Source organism: Pseudomonas sp. SAR267, assembly GCF_052077595.1.
Classification (GTDB): domain Bacteria; phylum Pseudomonadota; class Gammaproteobacteria; order Pseudomonadales; family Pseudomonadaceae; genus Aquipseudomonas; species Aquipseudomonas vlassakiae.
The window spans coordinates 5,146,355-5,160,763 of the sequence record NZ_JBQIHU010000001.1 but is presented as its reverse complement, the minus strand read 5'-3'; the positions used below and the strand labels follow the sequence as shown (position 1 = coordinate 5,160,763).

General features: G+C 61.3%; 23 protein-coding genes. 1 reads left to right on the top strand and 22 read right to left on the bottom strand.

The features are described from left to right. Positions 1–15: 15 nt before the first annotated feature. Positions 16–276: a hypothetical protein gene (locus tag ACTORR_RS24165; RefSeq protein ID WP_096010164.1), complete on the top strand. Its 261-nt coding sequence runs from the start codon at positions 16–18 to the stop codon at positions 274–276. A 35-nt stretch (positions 277–311) separates the two neighbouring features. On the opposite strand, the gene ACTORR_RS24160 is transcribed toward ACTORR_RS24165, so the two are convergent. The 22 genes from ACTORR_RS24160 to ACTORR_RS24055 all read right to left on the bottom strand — a co-directional run bounded on the left by ACTORR_RS24160 (position 312) and on the right by ACTORR_RS24055 (position 14,404). Next, complete coding sequence (locus ACTORR_RS24160) at positions 312–653, bottom strand: phage tail assembly protein (RefSeq protein ID WP_135001213.1); 342 nt, start codon at positions 651–653, stop codon at positions 312–314. Positions 654–917: 264 nt separating this feature from the next. Continuing rightward, positions 918–1,439 (bottom strand): phage major tail tube protein, encoded by a 522-nt coding sequence (locus ACTORR_RS24155; protein ID WP_058165640.1) that lies wholly within the window; start codon positions 1,437–1,439, stop codon positions 918–920. After that, positions 1,440–2,861 (bottom strand): phage tail sheath subtilisin-like domain-containing protein, encoded by a 1,422-nt coding sequence (locus ACTORR_RS24150; protein WP_135001214.1) that lies wholly within the window; start codon positions 2,859–2,861, stop codon positions 1,440–1,442. Continuing rightward, complete coding sequence (locus ACTORR_RS24145; protein WP_135001215.1) at positions 2,851–3,102, bottom strand: hypothetical protein; 252 nt, start codon at positions 3,100–3,102, stop codon at positions 2,851–2,853. The genes ACTORR_RS24150 and ACTORR_RS24145 overlap by 11 nt, the downstream gene beginning before the upstream one ends. Further along, positions 3,099–3,575, bottom strand: coding sequence for a Gp37 family protein (locus ACTORR_RS24140; RefSeq protein ID WP_135001216.1), 477 nt, complete (start codon positions 3,573–3,575; stop codon positions 3,099–3,101). Before ACTORR_RS24140 ends, ACTORR_RS24145 begins: the two co-directional genes overlap by 4 nt. Then, entirely contained in the window at positions 3,572–4,006 is a 435-nt protein-coding gene (locus ACTORR_RS24135) for a gp436 family protein (protein WP_135001217.1), read from the bottom strand. The genes ACTORR_RS24140 and ACTORR_RS24135 overlap by 4 nt, the downstream gene beginning before the upstream one ends. Positions 4,007–4,008: 2 nt before the next feature. Then, a complete protein-coding gene (locus ACTORR_RS24130; RefSeq protein ID WP_058165649.1) occupies positions 4,009–4,341 on the bottom strand; it encodes a DUF2190 family protein in 333 nt (110 codons plus the stop codon). Continuing rightward, entirely contained in the window at positions 4,338–4,865 is a 528-nt protein-coding gene (locus ACTORR_RS24125) for a hypothetical protein (protein WP_135001218.1), read from the bottom strand. Before ACTORR_RS24125 ends, ACTORR_RS24130 begins: the two co-directional genes overlap by 4 nt. An 8-nt stretch (positions 4,866–4,873) precedes the next feature. After that, positions 4,874–5,797, bottom strand: a complete 924-nt coding sequence (locus tag ACTORR_RS24120; protein WP_135001219.1) for a major capsid protein — start codon at positions 5,795–5,797, stop codon at positions 4,874–4,876. A 15-nt stretch (positions 5,798–5,812) separates the two neighbouring features. Continuing rightward, positions 5,813–6,913: a peptidase gene (locus tag ACTORR_RS24115; protein WP_135001220.1), complete on the bottom strand. Its 1,101-nt coding sequence runs from the start codon at positions 6,911–6,913 to the stop codon at positions 5,813–5,815. Positions 6,914–7,146: 233 nt separating this feature from the next. Further along, entirely contained in the window at positions 7,147–7,629 is a 483-nt protein-coding gene (locus ACTORR_RS24110; protein WP_135001221.1) for a phage virion morphogenesis protein, read from the bottom strand. Next, positions 7,626–8,450, bottom strand: a complete 825-nt coding sequence (locus ACTORR_RS24105; protein WP_135001222.1) for a phage head morphogenesis protein — start codon at positions 8,448–8,450, stop codon at positions 7,626–7,628. Before ACTORR_RS24105 ends, ACTORR_RS24110 begins: the two co-directional genes overlap by 4 nt. 2 nt (positions 8,451–8,452) lie before the next feature. Beyond that, positions 8,453–9,964, bottom strand: a complete 1,512-nt coding sequence (locus tag ACTORR_RS24100) for a phage portal protein family protein (protein ID WP_313364227.1) — start codon at positions 9,962–9,964, stop codon at positions 8,453–8,455. Continuing rightward, the gene (locus ACTORR_RS24095) at positions 9,961–11,580 is read right to left on the bottom strand and encodes a hypothetical protein (protein WP_058165660.1); all 1,620 of its coding nucleotides are present in this window, start codon (positions 11,578–11,580) and stop codon (positions 9,961–9,963) included. Before ACTORR_RS24095 ends, ACTORR_RS24100 begins: the two co-directional genes overlap by 4 nt. Next, a complete protein-coding gene (locus ACTORR_RS24090; protein WP_058165661.1) occupies positions 11,577–12,128 on the bottom strand; it encodes a phage protein Gp27 family protein in 552 nt (183 codons plus the stop codon). Before ACTORR_RS24090 ends, ACTORR_RS24095 begins: the two co-directional genes overlap by 4 nt. Before the next feature lie 2 nt (positions 12,129–12,130). After that, positions 12,131–12,424: a VpaChn25_0724 family phage protein gene (locus tag ACTORR_RS24085; protein ID WP_135001223.1), complete on the bottom strand. Its 294-nt coding sequence runs from the start codon at positions 12,422–12,424 to the stop codon at positions 12,131–12,133. Further along, positions 12,421–12,714, bottom strand: a complete 294-nt coding sequence (locus tag ACTORR_RS24080; protein ID WP_058165665.1) for a DUF2730 family protein — start codon at positions 12,712–12,714, stop codon at positions 12,421–12,423. The genes ACTORR_RS24085 and ACTORR_RS24080 overlap by 4 nt, the downstream gene beginning before the upstream one ends. Next, complete coding sequence (locus ACTORR_RS24075) at positions 12,711–12,929, bottom strand: TraR/DksA C4-type zinc finger protein (protein ID WP_096010152.1); 219 nt, start codon at positions 12,927–12,929, stop codon at positions 12,711–12,713. Before ACTORR_RS24075 ends, ACTORR_RS24080 begins: the two co-directional genes overlap by 4 nt. 6 nt (positions 12,930–12,935) lie before the next feature. Next, positions 12,936–13,544 (bottom strand): lysis protein, encoded by a 609-nt coding sequence (locus ACTORR_RS24070; RefSeq protein WP_313364225.1) that lies wholly within the window; start codon positions 13,542–13,544, stop codon positions 12,936–12,938. After that, entirely contained in the window at positions 13,537–13,725 is a 189-nt protein-coding gene (locus ACTORR_RS24065; RefSeq protein ID WP_125474406.1) for a hypothetical protein, read from the bottom strand. Before ACTORR_RS24065 ends, ACTORR_RS24070 begins: the two co-directional genes overlap by 8 nt. Further along, positions 13,722–13,940, bottom strand: coding sequence for a DUF7940 domain-containing protein (locus ACTORR_RS24060; RefSeq protein WP_135001224.1), 219 nt, complete (start codon positions 13,938–13,940; stop codon positions 13,722–13,724). Before ACTORR_RS24060 ends, ACTORR_RS24065 begins: the two co-directional genes overlap by 4 nt. Continuing rightward, entirely contained in the window at positions 13,937–14,404 is a 468-nt protein-coding gene (locus ACTORR_RS24055; protein ID WP_135001225.1) for a structural protein, read from the bottom strand. Before ACTORR_RS24055 ends, ACTORR_RS24060 begins: the two co-directional genes overlap by 4 nt. Between the last annotated feature and the right edge of the window lie 5 nt (positions 14,405–14,409).

Here is a 14,409-nt window from a genome sequence, read left to right as displayed (position 1 = left end):
TGCTACGCTGCAAGAATGTTTGAAAAAGCCGCTCTACGCACAAGCAAAACCCTCTATGCACTGGCCATCGGCGTCGGTGTGATTTGGCTTGCCTGGCTGTGCTTTGCGAACTTCCCCCTGTGGGGAGCGGTGCTGGTGTTCTGCCTGGGGCTACCAGTACTGGCGCTGGCAGCCACCCCCATTGCGGCAGGTGGCGCTTTGTTGAGCGGACTGGTTGTTGGGCTGGTCGCTGTTATCGCTGGTTCATTCGCTCGGCGGCCTCGACGCGGCGGTTGATCTCCCGCTCACACACCTCGCACCAACGCCAATACTCATCCATCGACAGCTTTCGGATCTCCGACGGCTGCATTCTGAGCACCAGAAGTAGTGCTTCGTCCCAGGACTGTAGCGAGGTCTCCTCCGCCCACCATCTCGCGAAACAGCTCGCTGGCTCGCTTGGAGTCGGCAATGTCGAACTCCGCCAGATCCTCCAGGGTGATACCCAGCATTTTCGAGACCAGGTGATCTTCGATCAGAGCCTCATCACCACGAGCGTGTTGCTGAGCGTTGCCCAGGTCACGACGCTTCAGGCGCGTGATCGACATGCTGGACAGGCTCTGACCAGTAGCAGTTTTGATAGGGAACAGGAGAGTGAAACTGAGGGTAGCGGCCATCTGTAGCTCCAGGTTGACGGTCGTTTTCGGGAGACCTGAGCATCGCACCTGGTTCGGTGGCCGACTTTTAATCGGGTTTAAAGAAGAAACCCCGTACAAGGACGGGGCTTCTGGTGCAACGAGGTTAGCAAGGCCGATCCCTGGGCGACCAACCCGTTGATGCCAATGAGAGCGGTACCAAGAGTGTGCTCGGCAGCCTGACCGGCGAGGTGCTCTCGGTCGGCTCTCGCCCCGTGATAGCTCACTTCGGGCTGCCAGGCTAAATCACTGACCGATGTTCTTCCTGTACTTGGCCAACTGATCTTCCCCACCCACCTTGAAGATGTTGGCAAGGTAATCCAGCAGGACAATCTCCTGCCCGTCGAGCACCTGCCGCACGTAGGTCGCGGAGAAAGGCGACTCGAACTTGCTCGGATCGCGGGGCTTGAAGCTCCCCAGTTGGTACTCCTTAAACGTCACGGTCAGCAACGAAACCAGCGGCAGCTCATCGACCAGGCCGGTGTTGTTGAACACCTGGACGTTGGAGCGTAGCTGGAGCTGCACGGTCTTGAACGGCGTCGCCAAGCGCTTGGCGGCGTCATAGTAGAGGCTGTTCCAGACGATCTTTCCTTCGAGCTTGTCGATGCCGTCTGGCAGCTCGATCAGGCCGACCATGCCCAAGCCCTGAAAGTCGCTGGTTACAGTCTTCACCGAACCCAGGTCAACTTCCTCGCAGCGCCCGAAAAAGCTGTTGCCATCCAGATAGAGCGCCGCGTTGGTAATACGATGCGCAGTGAACCCAGCCATTTATGCAGCCCCCAGGTTGACCAGGTATTCCCCGGTGATTTCGGTCTCGAAGGTGCCGCGCTCGAATGGCAGTGGCACCGTGAGTTTGTAGTTGAACAGCAGGTGCCCCAGCTCGACCTCGGTTTGAGGGTTACGCGCAGGGTCGTACCAGCATTCGGCGCCGATCAAAGCCTGATCACCGATCAACTTCCGCAGGAACTGGTTCACGCTTTCGACAATGCTGTCGATCAAGGCGTCGGTGATTGGCACATCTACGAACTGGAGCGAGCTGTAACGGATCGATTCGTCGATGACGTCTTTGGTCCGGCGCACGTTCTCGAAGTTGCGCATGTGCGTAACGGTCGGCCAAGCCGCCGTTCGGTTGCCCCACAGACGCAGGCCGGTACCAAACGAATTGAAGACGGTGGTGATGCCGTTTTCATTGAGCAGGTTGACCTCGCTACTGGCATCGTCGATGCGAGCGGTCAACGGACGCTCCAAACCAATCACGCCCAGCAGTTCCTTGTTAGAGCTGCTCCACCAGTAACCGTTGTCGTTGTCGACCTTGGCACGCAACCCTGCAGCGCGAATCGATAGCGGCTGCAAGCGCTCACCGTTGACCGGGTCGGACACCTTGACATGCGGATAGCACAAGCGCACACGGTCGCTGCTGGTGTTGAAGTTGATGGTGCCGGCTGGGCCGCGCCCCGCGATTACCTGTTGCACAGTGGTGCCGATGGGCGCGTCGATGTAGGCAACTCCCCCCACCTTTACGGCAGCGACGATCAACTCGACGCTAACCGCTTCGAGCGTGCTGAAGCCTGGTGCGATGAAGATTTTTGGGAAGAACCCGAACTGGGTGTAGCTGTCCTGGAATGCCAGCAAACCACTACGTTGGCCCGCTAGGGAAACCGCACCGATGATATCGGCCGGTGTCACCAGGCTGGGATCGGCATAGGTGTAGCCCAGCTTGACCTGGGCATTAACCGGAATACCACCTGTGATGACCCGTTGAACCCGCCCAGTGAGCATATCAACGCTGTAATCAATGCCGATGGTATAGGTTGCGCTACCGTCTTCCGACTTCACCGTCAGTTCTTGCAGCGCGCCATGCTCCACCTGCAGTACGTCATTTGCGGCGAAGAGCCCAGGCTTGTCGGCAACGACACTCCGGTGCACAGCCGGGTCAAGCACGTTATAGACAAGGACGGTTCCCACACCGAAATCATAAATGCCGTCCAGGGCCTCGGGGATGCTGAAGCCAGGCAGGTGTGTCCCGAACTGAGCGGCGTCGATGTCGCTGAGCGACAACGTCAAGCTCTTCACTGGCCCAGTGGGTGCAGTGCCAATCAAGGCAATCACGGCCGACTTGACCACGCGGATCGCACGAGGGCCGCGCTCGACTTCTGTGGTTTCGATGCCGTGCAAATAGTTAGCTGGCATTGGCTTTGGCTCCTTTCTTTTCCGCACCTGGTGCAACAGCATCAGTCTTCGCGGCACTGGTGTCGGTCGACATCGGGGTCAGGTGCCGGAGTTCCAGCAGGACCTGGGTGTACTCGTGATCTGCGGGCAGATCGACCGATTTGCCTGGCAACAACTGCACATCGAGCAGCTGGCGATCAGGCCCAACGCGCAGGGACGCTGCGCTTTGTGGGCCGTTATAGCGATAGCGAGTCAGCTTCATGGAAAGCCCTCATGTTCTAAGGTGGTTCGGGTCAGCAATGGTTCATTACCTGGAGGCACGAGCTGGATCTGGGTGGCTCGGATGCTGTAGTCCTGGGCGTACTGCCAGACGCCTTGCACCTGCCCCAGGAATTGCTCGGCGACAGGTCGGAAGGCTTTGTCGCAGTGAGGTGGGTACCAGCCCGTCAGAACCTCGCGGATGCGGTCCAGGTAGCTGATCACCCCGTCCTTGCCGTTGAGCTGACGGAACACCAGCGTCAGACGGATGATGAGTTTGCGCTCCTGGAACACGGCGTCGGTTGCTTCCGACTCGCCAAACTGGCTGCGCCCGTAGGCCACCAGAATCGAGCCACGAGGATGGTTGAGGCGGTACTGGGCCGGTGCTTCAGGGAACAGCTCAGCCATCAGCTCGCGGCCAAAATGCTCCTGCAGGCGAGCCAGCAACGCCTCCATCAGTTGAACGGTCTGGCTCATGGGTAGCCCTTCCACATGTCATCGGTGAACTGCTTGCGCCGCGACCGCACACGCATCTCGCCCGGCTCCGGGGCGGCTTGGCCAGTGGGCATGCCCAAGGTGACCACACCGTCCCGAATGCTCTCCAGCAACTTGATGGTATCTTTGCGGCTGTCCTTCACCGCGTCGGGAACGATCCCCTCGGGGCGGCGCTGGTAGAGCCAGTGCCGAGTGAGGTAGACCACTGCATCCCGCAGGACGGTCGGCACCGGGTCGAGCGGCAGGACGTAGCGGCCTCGCAGGTAACCATCCACCAGCTCTTCGGCTTGGCGGACGCCGTCCTCGATCACGCTCTCATTGGGCTGCTCAGCGGCCGGGTCATCATTGGAGAGCTGGCGTAGCGTCAGCTCAGGGATGGAGTTGCCAATGTCCAAGCGGTTGCAGTAGCGCATGGTCAGATCCCGCGCACGATGCGGATCACGTCGCCATCCGCCGTGGCCGCATCCATGGCGTAGCCGTTGCCGATACCAGCGGCCTTGGTAATGGCCTTGCCGTTGGCGTCGGATTGCACCTCGGCGCCGGCCGCGATGGGTGCACCTGCGGTGACCAGGCAGATGCCGAGCACATTGATCGGCGCGACGCTGTCAGCCTCAGTGTCGGCGGCAACAGAACCGAGGGCCTTGGCGCCGGCCGCACACAGGCCGCCAGTGAAGCTGGCGAACAGGAAGCGTGGAAGATCTACCACGGCGACCACCGAGGTGGTGAGAACGGGTTGCTGGGTTTTCACTTGGCATCATCCTTCGGCCACTTGATGCAGCCGTTTTTGAACAGAGACTTGGAGTCGGTCTCGTTCAGTTCGATGGGATCACCTTCGCGGTACCACTTGTCGTTGTGGAGCACGTCGGTACGGTCGGTGACCACGAAGGTGAAGAGCGGCTCGGCATCTTCCGAATCGCTCTTCAGGCCTTCCTGGACGCTGTTCAGCGCCTGATCAGCAAGAGCTTTCGGTACCGGAGCTGGCTCAGCCTGGTTGTTACTTGGGGCCTGTTCAGTGCCGGTATCTTCAGCGCCCTGAGGACCTGCAGGCGTGATCAACTGCTGGGCATTGCCCGCACTGGCGGCTCCAGCCTGCTCAGCGGAGGCTTCCGGTACCGGTGGCGGCTCTGCCTGGTTGACGCCAGAGCCCTCGGGCTGGGCAGCGCTCTGGGAAGCGCCAGAAGATGCTGCCTGCTGAGCACTGTCCACGCTGTCGGCTCCAGCCTGAGGAGCAGCGGACTGCTCCTCAGGCTTGTCTTGGGTTTTACGAGCCATGGAGCACCTCAGGCGTTGGTGTCGGAGATGAGATAACCGGCATCGGCGCCGACGACCACCGGCTTGTAGATGTCGGTATTGCGGACGTAGCGCACCTTGCCGCCAGCGGTGTCGAAGGCATCGATCTCGGGCATGCCCTTCCGACGCAGGGTGTAGCCGAAGCTCGGCTCTTCGTAGTCGGACTGCGCGCCGGCCTGCGGCTTGGCCACGTAAGCCAGGGTCATGCTGTCAGTCCAGATGTCGGACGGCACACCGGTACCACCCAGGGCTTCGCCGATGTGGATGTTTTCGACGCCGAACAGCATCTTCAGGTGTTCGATGGTGATGAGCTTGGTTTCGTTGCTGCCCAGGGCGGCCTGCAGCTTCGAGTGGAACTTCAGAGACTGATAGACCGACGCCCCCATGGTGATGGTGTTGGGGCGTACGCCAATGCGACTGCGCACGACTTCCTTGCCGGTCTCGACCACGGCCACCGGATCACCACCGTTGTTGCTCCACTGACTGGCGCCGGCCAGTGTGACCTTGGCGCCGGCCTGATAGGTGTTGGGGTTCTGCGCGAGCTTGGCGCAGGTAACCTCGCGGCGCAGGTCGATGGCACTCACAACCCGGCGACTGGCGCGAGCTTCAGCATCGAACATGGATTCGTTCTGCTCGCGGTAGTCCACCGGATAGGCGATGTCATGTTCGCGCAACACTACGTCCAGGCCATCAACGTCGTCGGGGGTGATGATGTTGGACTGCGCTCGGATGGCACGCTCAGTGTCGACCACCACGAAAGCTTCCTTGCCGAACAACGGGATGACACCCGCTTCCTTGTCCATCAGTGCGATGGGGAACAGGGCCTCGCCAATGAACTGGGCATTGCGATAGCCACGGGCCAGGTTGGTCAGGACCGGGTCAACGACCCGCAGTTGCTTCAAACGATCAGCCATGATTGCTCCTGGGGATTAGACGAGTTGGCGGATGGCCGACTCATAGGGGATGTTCTTCTCGGCGGCCAAGGCGACTGCGCGCTGGTGCAGCTGCAAGCGGTCGGGATCGGTGTTCTTCTCGGCGAACTCCAGGTCTACGACCTGGCCGCGCTCGCCATGGCGTTCCTTACTGGCTTTCTCGGCGAAGTCGATCTGCTTGGGCAGGTCGGTGAAGATGGCCTTCAGACCGGCGACAACGGGTTGACGGGCATCGCCCTCACCGAATTCCACCGGTTTTTCACCCGACTCGGCGAAATCCAGGGCTGCCACCAAGGCTGCACTGTGCTTGGGCAGCAGCTTGCCCGCGCCGATCAGCTCTTCCGCGAATGCGACGTTGGCCGTGTGGATGGATGCCTGTCGAGATTGGCGCTTTTCTTCCTGGTGCTGGTTCACCACGCCCAAGAGGCGCTTGTTTTCCGCTTGCATGGCGGCGATTTCTTCGGGGGTCACGGTGGATTCCTCGACGGTTGGGGATTGAACGGGATCGGAAAAGGAAGGGCGAGGCTCATCCTCTTGGCGGGCGACCTCGGCAAGGCTGTTGATCTGCCAGTCGGGGATGATTTGGTCGGCGACATCCAGGCCGCGCTCGCCGATCATCCAGTCACGCAGGCGCCGCCAGAGCGAGGCGCTGGTTTCATGGCCGTAGTCGGCAAACTCGACAACACCTTCCTCGCCCTCGGCCAGTTCGATGGGCCGCAGCCCCTTCACAGAAGGTGGCTGGGCACCGAGGAAGCCGACATGGCGCAGGTAGTAAACGCCTGGTACCGGATTGCTCGGTGAGTTGGGGTGATAGAAAGAGGCGGAGATCTTCTTGAAGCTGCCCTTGCTCACCAGCTCGGCGAACGCCGGGTCAACCTGCGTTGGAGTCGCGATCAATCCTTCGGCGGATGCGCTGAGCGATTGCACCCAACCGGCAGCGGGGGCGTCATGCTTCGGGTGACCAATGACCAAGGGTGCTTCGTGCAGTGCCGGGTCATAGGCAAGCACGGTGGCTGCCAAGTCCGATTCGCTGAAATTGATGCTGTCGCCACTCATGGCGACGTGCTTGCCTGGCTTGAAGATGTGCAGTGGTTTCATGAGCTGGGCGCTGATCGAGTGGGGATGCGCACAGCGTGCCCGGACCTACGGCCGGGGACTTTTAATCGGGTTTAAAGAGTGTGAATGGGTCGGGGGCTGCTGAAGAGGAGAAGCGCAACGCGAGAGAGGCTCGGGGCTTAGCTTTATAAAGCCCCATAAAGCACTAGTTTGCGTTGTGAGGCGTTTGGAGGATGAACCGGAGCGCCGAATGCGTTGCGGCGCTCCTAGGGCTGTTACTGGCGGGCGGCCTTTTCCAGGTGGCCCAACGCAAGATCCAGGATGGATTCTTCGGCCTCGGGCTGCAGCTTACCCTCGGCATCCATCGGCAGATACGGTCGTGCCGGAATGTCGCCCCACAGGTTCGGAAACTCTTCCTGGCTACCGCCGAAGTGCATCATGGCGGCGTACACCTTGTTACTGCCAACCAGGGCGCTGCTGTCGGTTGCTTGCGTCGTGACCGATGCGGCCAAGCCTCCAGCACTCACCTGAAGCATCTGCCCAGGCCAGGTGCTGTTCGCCTCGCGCCGAGAAGTGGTGACCTCGGACAGCGTTTGCCATGGATCATCGCCCTGCGCCTCGGCCTCGAAGTTCTCCTCGGTGATGCTGGCGAAGTCTGCCGTGATACCGCGCATCAGTGGTGCCAGATCGCCGACGGCCCATTCAACTCGACGGAGTACTTCCTGGACTCGCTGATGATCCAGTTCGAGGGTGATCATATGGCCTCCTTACGTTTCAGTGCCTCGGCCAGACCTTCGCCTGGACTGTGATTAAAACCGGGGTCGGTGCGGAACTGGCGAACCTTACCGTTGGCATCAGGCACTCTGACAATGGTCACCTCTGCAGTGCGGATCTCTCCAGTACGTTTGTTGACACCAACTTCGACGGTCTCGGTGCGCACGTTACCGTTGCTGTAAACCAGTGTTAACTTGCGCCGCTTCATGGCTGCTTCAGATAGCGTGGTCACCCGACAGCGGCAGTTGAAACCGTTGGGTGGGAAGATGGTGAACCAGATCGGGTCGTCATGCCGATACACCACACCGTTGAGTGCGGCATGACTGGGGCGGGTCTTGCCATCCATCACTGCGATGTAGCGCCAGTACGGATGGGTCTCGACCGCTTCCTCCATGGAGGCCTTGCGGCCGGCCATATAGGCACTCTGCAGGTTGGTCTGGTAGATGGTCTTGAGGCGCCGTGGGCTGCCCAACTGGACCATCTCGGCGTTGCCCTCACTGTCGACCAGGACCTGCTTGCCCCACCAACCTTGTTGCTCCAGGACAGGCTGCAGCTCCTTGGTGAACTGCTGCAGGGTCTTACCTTCCTGCAGGGCGCTTTCCAGTGATTCGCGAATGTCCGACAGCAGATCCAGGCGCATAGCCTTCGCCACGGTAAATGCCTGGTCGTGGGCCGCATCGAGCATGTCCTGCCAATCCCAGGTAACCGCATAGCCCTTGCCCTTGAGGTAGGCAATGGCGGCGGCTGGCTCCAAGCCGAAGATCGCTTTGAGATCGGCCGGATTGACCGGCTGTGCATTGGCCACGGTCAATCCTCCCGGTCGGCTGCGGCGCTCAGGCGGCCCCAGAGGTTCGCCATGAAGATCAGCCTGGCCAGTGTCGCCTGCAAGGCGGTCGCGTCCAGGTCAGGGCTGACTTCAGCAAGGAGTCCCAACACCTCGGCTTCATCGCGGCCTTTCTGCAGGGCCTCAATCACAGGCAGCAATGCTTGCTCGGCCTGCTGCTGGAGATCCGCTGGGGCCAAGCCATCAATGGCCTGGTCCAAGGCGTACTGGTCCAGCACCGGGCGCACGCCAGGCTCAGCAAACTCAGCCGAGGCTTCAGCTGGAAGAGCGGACGGCGCCGGGGCGATCTCGATGTCACCATCCTGCAGGTTGTAGGTACGTTGCCAATAGGCTGTGGTGAATCTGACTCCAGACTCGGTCAGCGACTTGTCGCGCTCGGCCAGGGCCTTGTCGATCTGCTCCTGCTCCCATAGCTCGTAGACGGGAGCGTCGACACCTTCACCGAAGTTGAGATCAACCACCCGGCGAATGACCGCGTTGAGTGTGGCCGCGACAATGCTCGCGTCACCATCACGGATATCCTCGGTCACATCCAGGCCGGCCTGGGCGCTGGCCCGGTTCGCCTCTGCCTCGGTGGTCTGGTTCTGCCCCAGCAGCGCCACGTTGATTTCGCTGCGGCAGTACATCAGCAGTTCACGATAGACATCGGCGCTCCCGGTCTTGCCGGCCGCTTCCTTGATCTCGACGCTGGAGTCATTCGGTATGACCGCCACCGCATCCTGGACCATCCCTTCAAGGCTATCCAACAGGTCATCGGTTTCCTTGGTCGATGCCCCGCGCGGGTGCTTACCAATTAACCATGGGCTGCCGTACTTCTCGGTGAACTGGACCCAGAACTTCATGCCACCCTTCATGAACACCACGGGCCAGAAGCACATGGAGAGATCGGCGAAGCCATAAGGGTTGTTGTAGGTGGCGTCCTGGCGAGCCACGACGAAACGCTGCGGATCGCACAGCTCACCCTGGATGCCGGCATCGCGAGCACGGAAGCGCAGCTGGTTGTCCTGGTCGTACAAAAACCACTCGGCAGGCTTGCCCAGCAAATCCTCTGGCACCAGGTGCAGTCCTACGGGCTTCCACATTAGCTCCACCGGCTGAAACCCAAACAGCGCGGCATCGAGCAGCTCGCGGACAATACGGTCGAGATCAAGGTCGGCCAGCCAGTCCCGGATGAACCGTTCCACACGCACTGGGGCTTTGGCCCGCTTCAGATCGCGCTCCAGGGCCAGCACCGACGATTTACGGCGCCGGATATTCCCACCGACCAGGGCGGAACTGCGTAGGTCGCGATAGACCTTGATGTCCTTACCCTGGGCTTTGAGGATTGGGTCAGGGTTCGGCAGGTACATGCCCAGTGCCTGGGCATCGAAGCTGCGGCCACGGCTGGCAATATGGTCGGTGAGGCTCTTGTCACGCTTGGCCTCGGCGAAGGTGACGAACTCGGTGGGGCTGACCCACACGCCTTTGCTGCTCATGCGTACCCCTGAGTAATGCGGGCCATCGTTCTGCGACGGCGGGATTTGACGGTGACGGGACCCGAGGCTGCCTCCAAAGTGGCGAAGGTGGCCAGCACACCAGCGCCGGCGAAGTCGCCGTGGCGATAGAGTTCCGGGTCCTTGAGGTCTTGCTGACGGGCTTTAACGATCATCGGGATGCCATCCACGGTTTCGATAGCGCGGATGTCCTGCTGCAGCGAGTCATCTCTTGGCAGCGTGATCGTGCCGTCCTCGAACAGACCCACGAAGCGCGGCATCCAGGCGCCATACCAGGCACGTGACAGCTTCACCTGGTGGATGCGTTCGTGACCGAACTCATCGGCGGTATCTTCGGCGAGGGTTTCGCCGTTACCGGAGGCGTCCAGGGCAGCGCCGATGAAGTTCGGCAGTGCGCGCAGGATGGTGAACAGCACCTGCTGTTGCTGGCGGGTCGGAACCTTATGCATCTCCACGACGAAGGGCACATCGCGGTGACGCTGCTGGTCGACCGACATGGGACAGATGATCGAAAAGTCGCGATGACGGGCATAGTCCATGCCCAAGAACCAGCGCAGCTCCGGGTCGAGCTGCTGCAGCAGCGGCACCAAGTACGGCTCTATCCAAGCGTCAACATAAGCCTCGCGGCGGTAAACCGCTTGCTGGGTGAAACTCTCGTCCAGGGCCAGACGCAGTACCTGGCGGTCTGGACGCATGGCGTCCTCGATCCACACACCCGGTACGCACACGCCGTTGCCGTCACGGGGGATGGCATCCAGTTCCTCACGCATCTGCGCCTTGCGCGGGCCATAGGCGTTGCGAATGGACTTGTACCAAGCTTCCTTGCCTTCTGCCGTGGGTGCCTCGCCACGCATCATGCAGCGCCGTTCATACAACCCATTGGCCACTGCATCGTCGAAGGTGGCCTTGTAGACCACGGCGGCATCGCCATACCGGCCTTCCTGGATGTCGGTGATCATCTGGTTAAAGGCGTTGGCCTTGCCATTGTGGGTGCTGATGATGACGATGCGGCCGCCCCAGATCAGCAACGCGGTCGCCGCATCGAGCACGGCGGAGACGTTCCGATGATAGGCCGCCTCGTCGATGATCACCTTGCCCTGCAGGCCGCGCAGGTTCGCTGGGTTGCTCGATAGCGCGACGATCTTGAAGCCCGAGGCGTAGCGAATACGGTAGGCGTTGATCTGACGGGTGTTGCCCGATTCATCCTGGTCCTCGAACAGGAACTCCTCGATCTCACTGACACCCGACGCCTGAGCTTCGGCGATCACGCGGGAGAACTTGGCACAGTAGCCGATGAACTCCAGACCCTTTTCCTTGGTGTCACCGACGTAGAACACGTCCATGCCGCCTGCGCTCTTGCGCGAGGCGGCGGTGATCACCGAGTCCAGGGCTTCGGCAAAGGTGATGCCGGTACGGCGGCCTTTCTCGCACAGCTTGATCTGGGCGCTGATGGCCAGCCAGTCGGCCTGGTGCGCCATCAGCAGGCCTTCGGTGATCGGGTTGTAACCGTGCGGGATGGACCGAACAGACTCCGGCAGCTCGTCCCATTCGACAACGCGCAGCGTGCTGGTGCTGGGCTTCACGGCCGGCTGGCTCATACCTTCACCCCAAGGAACTTCTGTCGCCAGAACAGGGCCTGTTCTTCGTCCATGCCACCGCTGCGGACTTCCTTGTCCAGCTCGGCAGCTTGCTCCTGGAGCAGGCGTTCACGGGCCGCTTTCTCGATGGCCTGTCGCTCTTTAACGCTCAGGGTCCGGGCTTCCATGGTGGCCTTGGCGGCACGGGCCAAGGTGGCCACTTCCTTGATGGTGACGTCGTCGTTCTCATGAGCGCCCAGCGCAGCCTGGTAGGTCAGCGTCGAGATGGCCTCGACCAGCAAGGCGCCGGTCTTGTCGCTGGCATCCTCGCCGAGGGCGCCGACGAAGGCTTCAGCCTGCTCACGGGTCTGCCGTGCCTTCTCGGTGAGCTGCTCGAAGCCCACCTTGAAACGTCCCAGGGCGCTGCGGCTGGGTGCCTTTTCGTTGGGGAAGCGATGGCGGATGTCCTCCAGCATCTCATCCAAGGTCATCCGGTCTTCGCGCAGCAGCTTCTGGATGTACGCTTTGACCATCGGGGGCAGACGGTTGATGGAGGATTTACCCGCCATAGTCAGGCCCCCGGACGCTTGATGCCGGGAACACGCGCACGGCCAGCAGAAATGTCCTGGCCCCGCTCGGTCAGCGTGGCCACCAGCACCGGGCCGATATCATCCAGCGACACCGCACCTTGCTCGGAAAGCCACTGCAGCTCGGTCTTGACTTGGTCACGACTGACACTGTGACCGTAGCTGTCCAAGGCAGCATTTAGCACAGAACTGTTGGCGCGGTATGCCGGCATCTCCACCAGCAAGCGCAGGATCACCAGGCGCATATCCTGGCGCAGGAAGTCAGCGTACTGGCTCATGCTTTCTCTCGCAGCAGATAGTCATTGATGCGGTCCACCGCACGGGTCAAGCCCTGCATGGCGACCAGTTCAGCCCTGACAGCCTTCATGTCACCGAGTAGTTCAGTGATGGCCGCGTGATCGGGCAGATGGCGAATGCGCTCTTCCAGGGCAACGATACGGGTGCGCAGCTCCAGCATTTCCTGGGCGCTGGCGGCCTGGCGATTGGTCATCCAGGTGTAGATACCGATGACTGTGACCACCACCCATTGCACAGTCTGGAAACCGAAGTCGAGTTCGTTCAGGTTCATCGCAAGCCCCGCTTGGTCAGTTGCTCCAGGGTGGTTTTGCATTCAACACAGAGGTCGGTACCGGGCTCGGCCAGGCGGCGTGCCTCCGGGATCGCATCGCCGCACTCTTCACAGCGATAGGCGGACGGCCCCGAACGCTGCTGCAGACTGGATCGATGCGCGTGCAGCGCGGCTTCGGTGAAGTCGTTGTCTTGTGCCAAATCAGCTACATCCATATGCGGTCATTCCTTACGCTGAAACGCGACGAGTTGGGCACGAATTCCCAAAGCCCAACGACCGTAATCCTGGGCAAAGGCAAGGATGTCTGCAGGGGTGACCCCGCTTTCCAGTAGTTCTTCTGCAGTACCGGGGGTGGGCCAGGCGGCTCCATCAGCGATGGCGGCGTCGGGGCCTGGGGTGCTGGCTCGCACAGGGGAGCCTCCGAGGGCAAGGTTGAAGTCGCGCAGCCAGCCAGCAGTGAATACGCAACGAGGGATAGGAGTAGGCGTAGCAGCCGGCCCCGGCAGGTAGACGGTCGTGACATTGGGAATTCGCTCCTGGAGCTTTTTTTGGGCGTCGGTGAGCTGCTGCTTGGTCTGCTGCAGCTCCTGGTCAACCTGGTTTGCTCGGTTGATCTGCTGTTGCAGCTGCTCCAGGCGTTCCTTGTCCGCAGCAGCACGTTGGTCGGCGTGCTCGCTTTTCAGGTTGGCCAAGTCGGCTTTGCCGAGAGCCTCGGCGGTGCGATAACCGAAGCCGTAGCCAATACCGCCACCAGCAGCGCCACAGACCAGGCAAGCCAACAAGCCGACTACCAAGCCGGATGGTAAGGAAGTAGTCAGGCGCTCAAGCACGGCGTGCCCTCCGGCGATTGCGCGCCTTACGGGCCGCACGGCGCACGGCAGCGACTCCCGACTTGCCTGGACGGGACATGCGCAAGGGCGATGGTCCGTACCAGCTCGCCGCACCGGGCAGAAAACGCACGGTAGGCAGCAAGGTCAGCAGATGGGTGAACAGCCGAGTCAGCAGTCTCATGCCGTGCCCCCTTGCTCAGCGGGTTGTTTCACCAGGCGGGCGAGGAACAGAAGCACGGCCAGCACACTGTTGATCAGCGCATAGGTCGCCGGAGAAAGCTGCGCTTCCCACATGGGCAGGATGGTGGCCTGGATGAGGCCGAGCAGCGCGATGACGATGGCGAGCTGGACGCTGTGGAGTTTCCAGCAGCAATGGCAGTTGTCGATCAGCTTCATGCCTGCTCCCCGTGGTACGCATCGGGGATGATCCCTGCCAGGTGCAGGCCTTCATTGATCAACGAGTCGCCGTACCAGTTGCCCTCAGTCAACGGGCCAGAGCCGTTCTCATGCCGAATGATGGCCTCGACCAGCACCTTCATCGTGCCGTAGTCGTACACGTCGATACGGGCGTCAGGCGACACGCCCACGCGGCTGGCGACCTGGCGGATGTAGCTCTCGGTATTGTTCTCGCTGGGGGGAGCCCAGCGGCTGATGATCAGGCGGACGGTGCGCAGGCCATGCTTGTCCTGGTAGGTGATCAGGGTGCGAGCGATGGCCCGGATACCCCATTGCGGGCCGGTGAACTGGACGAATGAAGCATCATTTTGATTGGCCGACATGCCCTGCCAGCGGGTGCCTGGGGCATGGCGGATGTTGCCGGGGTTGTAATTGCGAATGCCGCGTGGAGAGTTGGGTCGCATGGCGC

Bases quoted from the DNA above. Each gene is read 5' to 3' on its own strand.
- ACTORR_RS24095 (WP_058165660.1), bottom strand. From the start codon at position 11,580: ATGAGCCAGCCGGCCGTGAAGCCCAGCACCAGCACGCTGCGCGTTGTC.
- ACTORR_RS24090 (WP_058165661.1), bottom strand. From the start codon at position 12,128: ATGGCGGGTAAATCCTCCATCAACCGTCTGCCCCCGATGGTCAAAGCG.
- ACTORR_RS24110 (WP_135001221.1), bottom strand. From the start codon at position 7,629: ATGATCACCCTCGAACTGGATCATCAGCGAGTCCAGGAAGTACTCCGT.
- ACTORR_RS24160 (WP_135001213.1), bottom strand. From the start codon at position 653: ATGGCCGCTACCCTCAGTTTCACTCTCCTGTTCCCTATCAAAACTGCT.
- ACTORR_RS24140 (WP_135001216.1), bottom strand. From the start codon at position 3,575: ATGAGCCAGACCGTTCAACTGATGGAGGCGTTGCTGGCTCGCCTGCAG.
- ACTORR_RS24120 (WP_135001219.1), bottom strand. From the start codon at position 5,797: ATGGCTGATCGTTTGAAGCAACTGCGGGTCGTTGACCCGGTCCTGACC.
- ACTORR_RS24145 (WP_135001215.1), bottom strand. From the start codon at position 3,102: ATGAAGCTGACTCGCTATCGCTATAACGGCCCACAAAGCGCAGCGTCC.
- ACTORR_RS24100 (WP_313364227.1), bottom strand. From the start codon at position 9,964: ATGAGCAGCAAAGGCGTGTGGGTCAGCCCCACCGAGTTCGTCACCTTC.
- ACTORR_RS24135 (WP_135001217.1), bottom strand. From the start codon at position 4,006: ATGCGCTACTGCAACCGCTTGGACATTGGCAACTCCATCCCTGAGCTG.
- ACTORR_RS24165 (WP_096010164.1), top strand. From the start codon at position 16: ATGTTTGAAAAAGCCGCTCTACGCACAAGCAAAACCCTCTATGCACTG.
- ACTORR_RS24075 (WP_096010152.1), bottom strand. From the start codon at position 12,929: ATGGATGTAGCTGATTTGGCACAAGACAACGACTTCACCGAAGCCGCG.
- ACTORR_RS24115 (WP_135001220.1), bottom strand. From the start codon at position 6,913: ATGAAACCACTGCACATCTTCAAGCCAGGCAAGCACGTCGCCATGAGT.
- ACTORR_RS24155 (WP_058165640.1), bottom strand. From the start codon at position 1,439: ATGGCTGGGTTCACTGCGCATCGTATTACCAACGCGGCGCTCTATCTG.
- ACTORR_RS24150 (WP_135001214.1), bottom strand. From the start codon at position 2,861: ATGCCAGCTAACTATTTGCACGGCATCGAAACCACAGAAGTCGAGCGC.
- ACTORR_RS24080 (WP_058165665.1), bottom strand. From the start codon at position 12,714: ATGAACCTGAACGAACTCGACTTCGGTTTCCAGACTGTGCAATGGGTG.
- ACTORR_RS24125 (WP_135001218.1), bottom strand. From the start codon at position 4,865: ATGGCTCGTAAAACCCAAGACAAGCCTGAGGAGCAGTCCGCTGCTCCT.
- ACTORR_RS24065 (WP_125474406.1), bottom strand. From the start codon at position 13,725: ATGAGACTGCTGACTCGGCTGTTCACCCATCTGCTGACCTTGCTGCCT.
- ACTORR_RS24055 (WP_135001225.1), bottom strand. From the start codon at position 14,404: ATGCGACCCAACTCTCCACGCGGCATTCGCAATTACAACCCCGGCAAC.
- ACTORR_RS24085 (WP_135001223.1), bottom strand. From the start codon at position 12,424: ATGAGCCAGTACGCTGACTTCCTGCGCCAGGATATGCGCCTGGTGATC.
- ACTORR_RS24060 (WP_135001224.1), bottom strand. From the start codon at position 13,940: ATGAAGCTGATCGACAACTGCCATTGCTGCTGGAAACTCCACAGCGTC.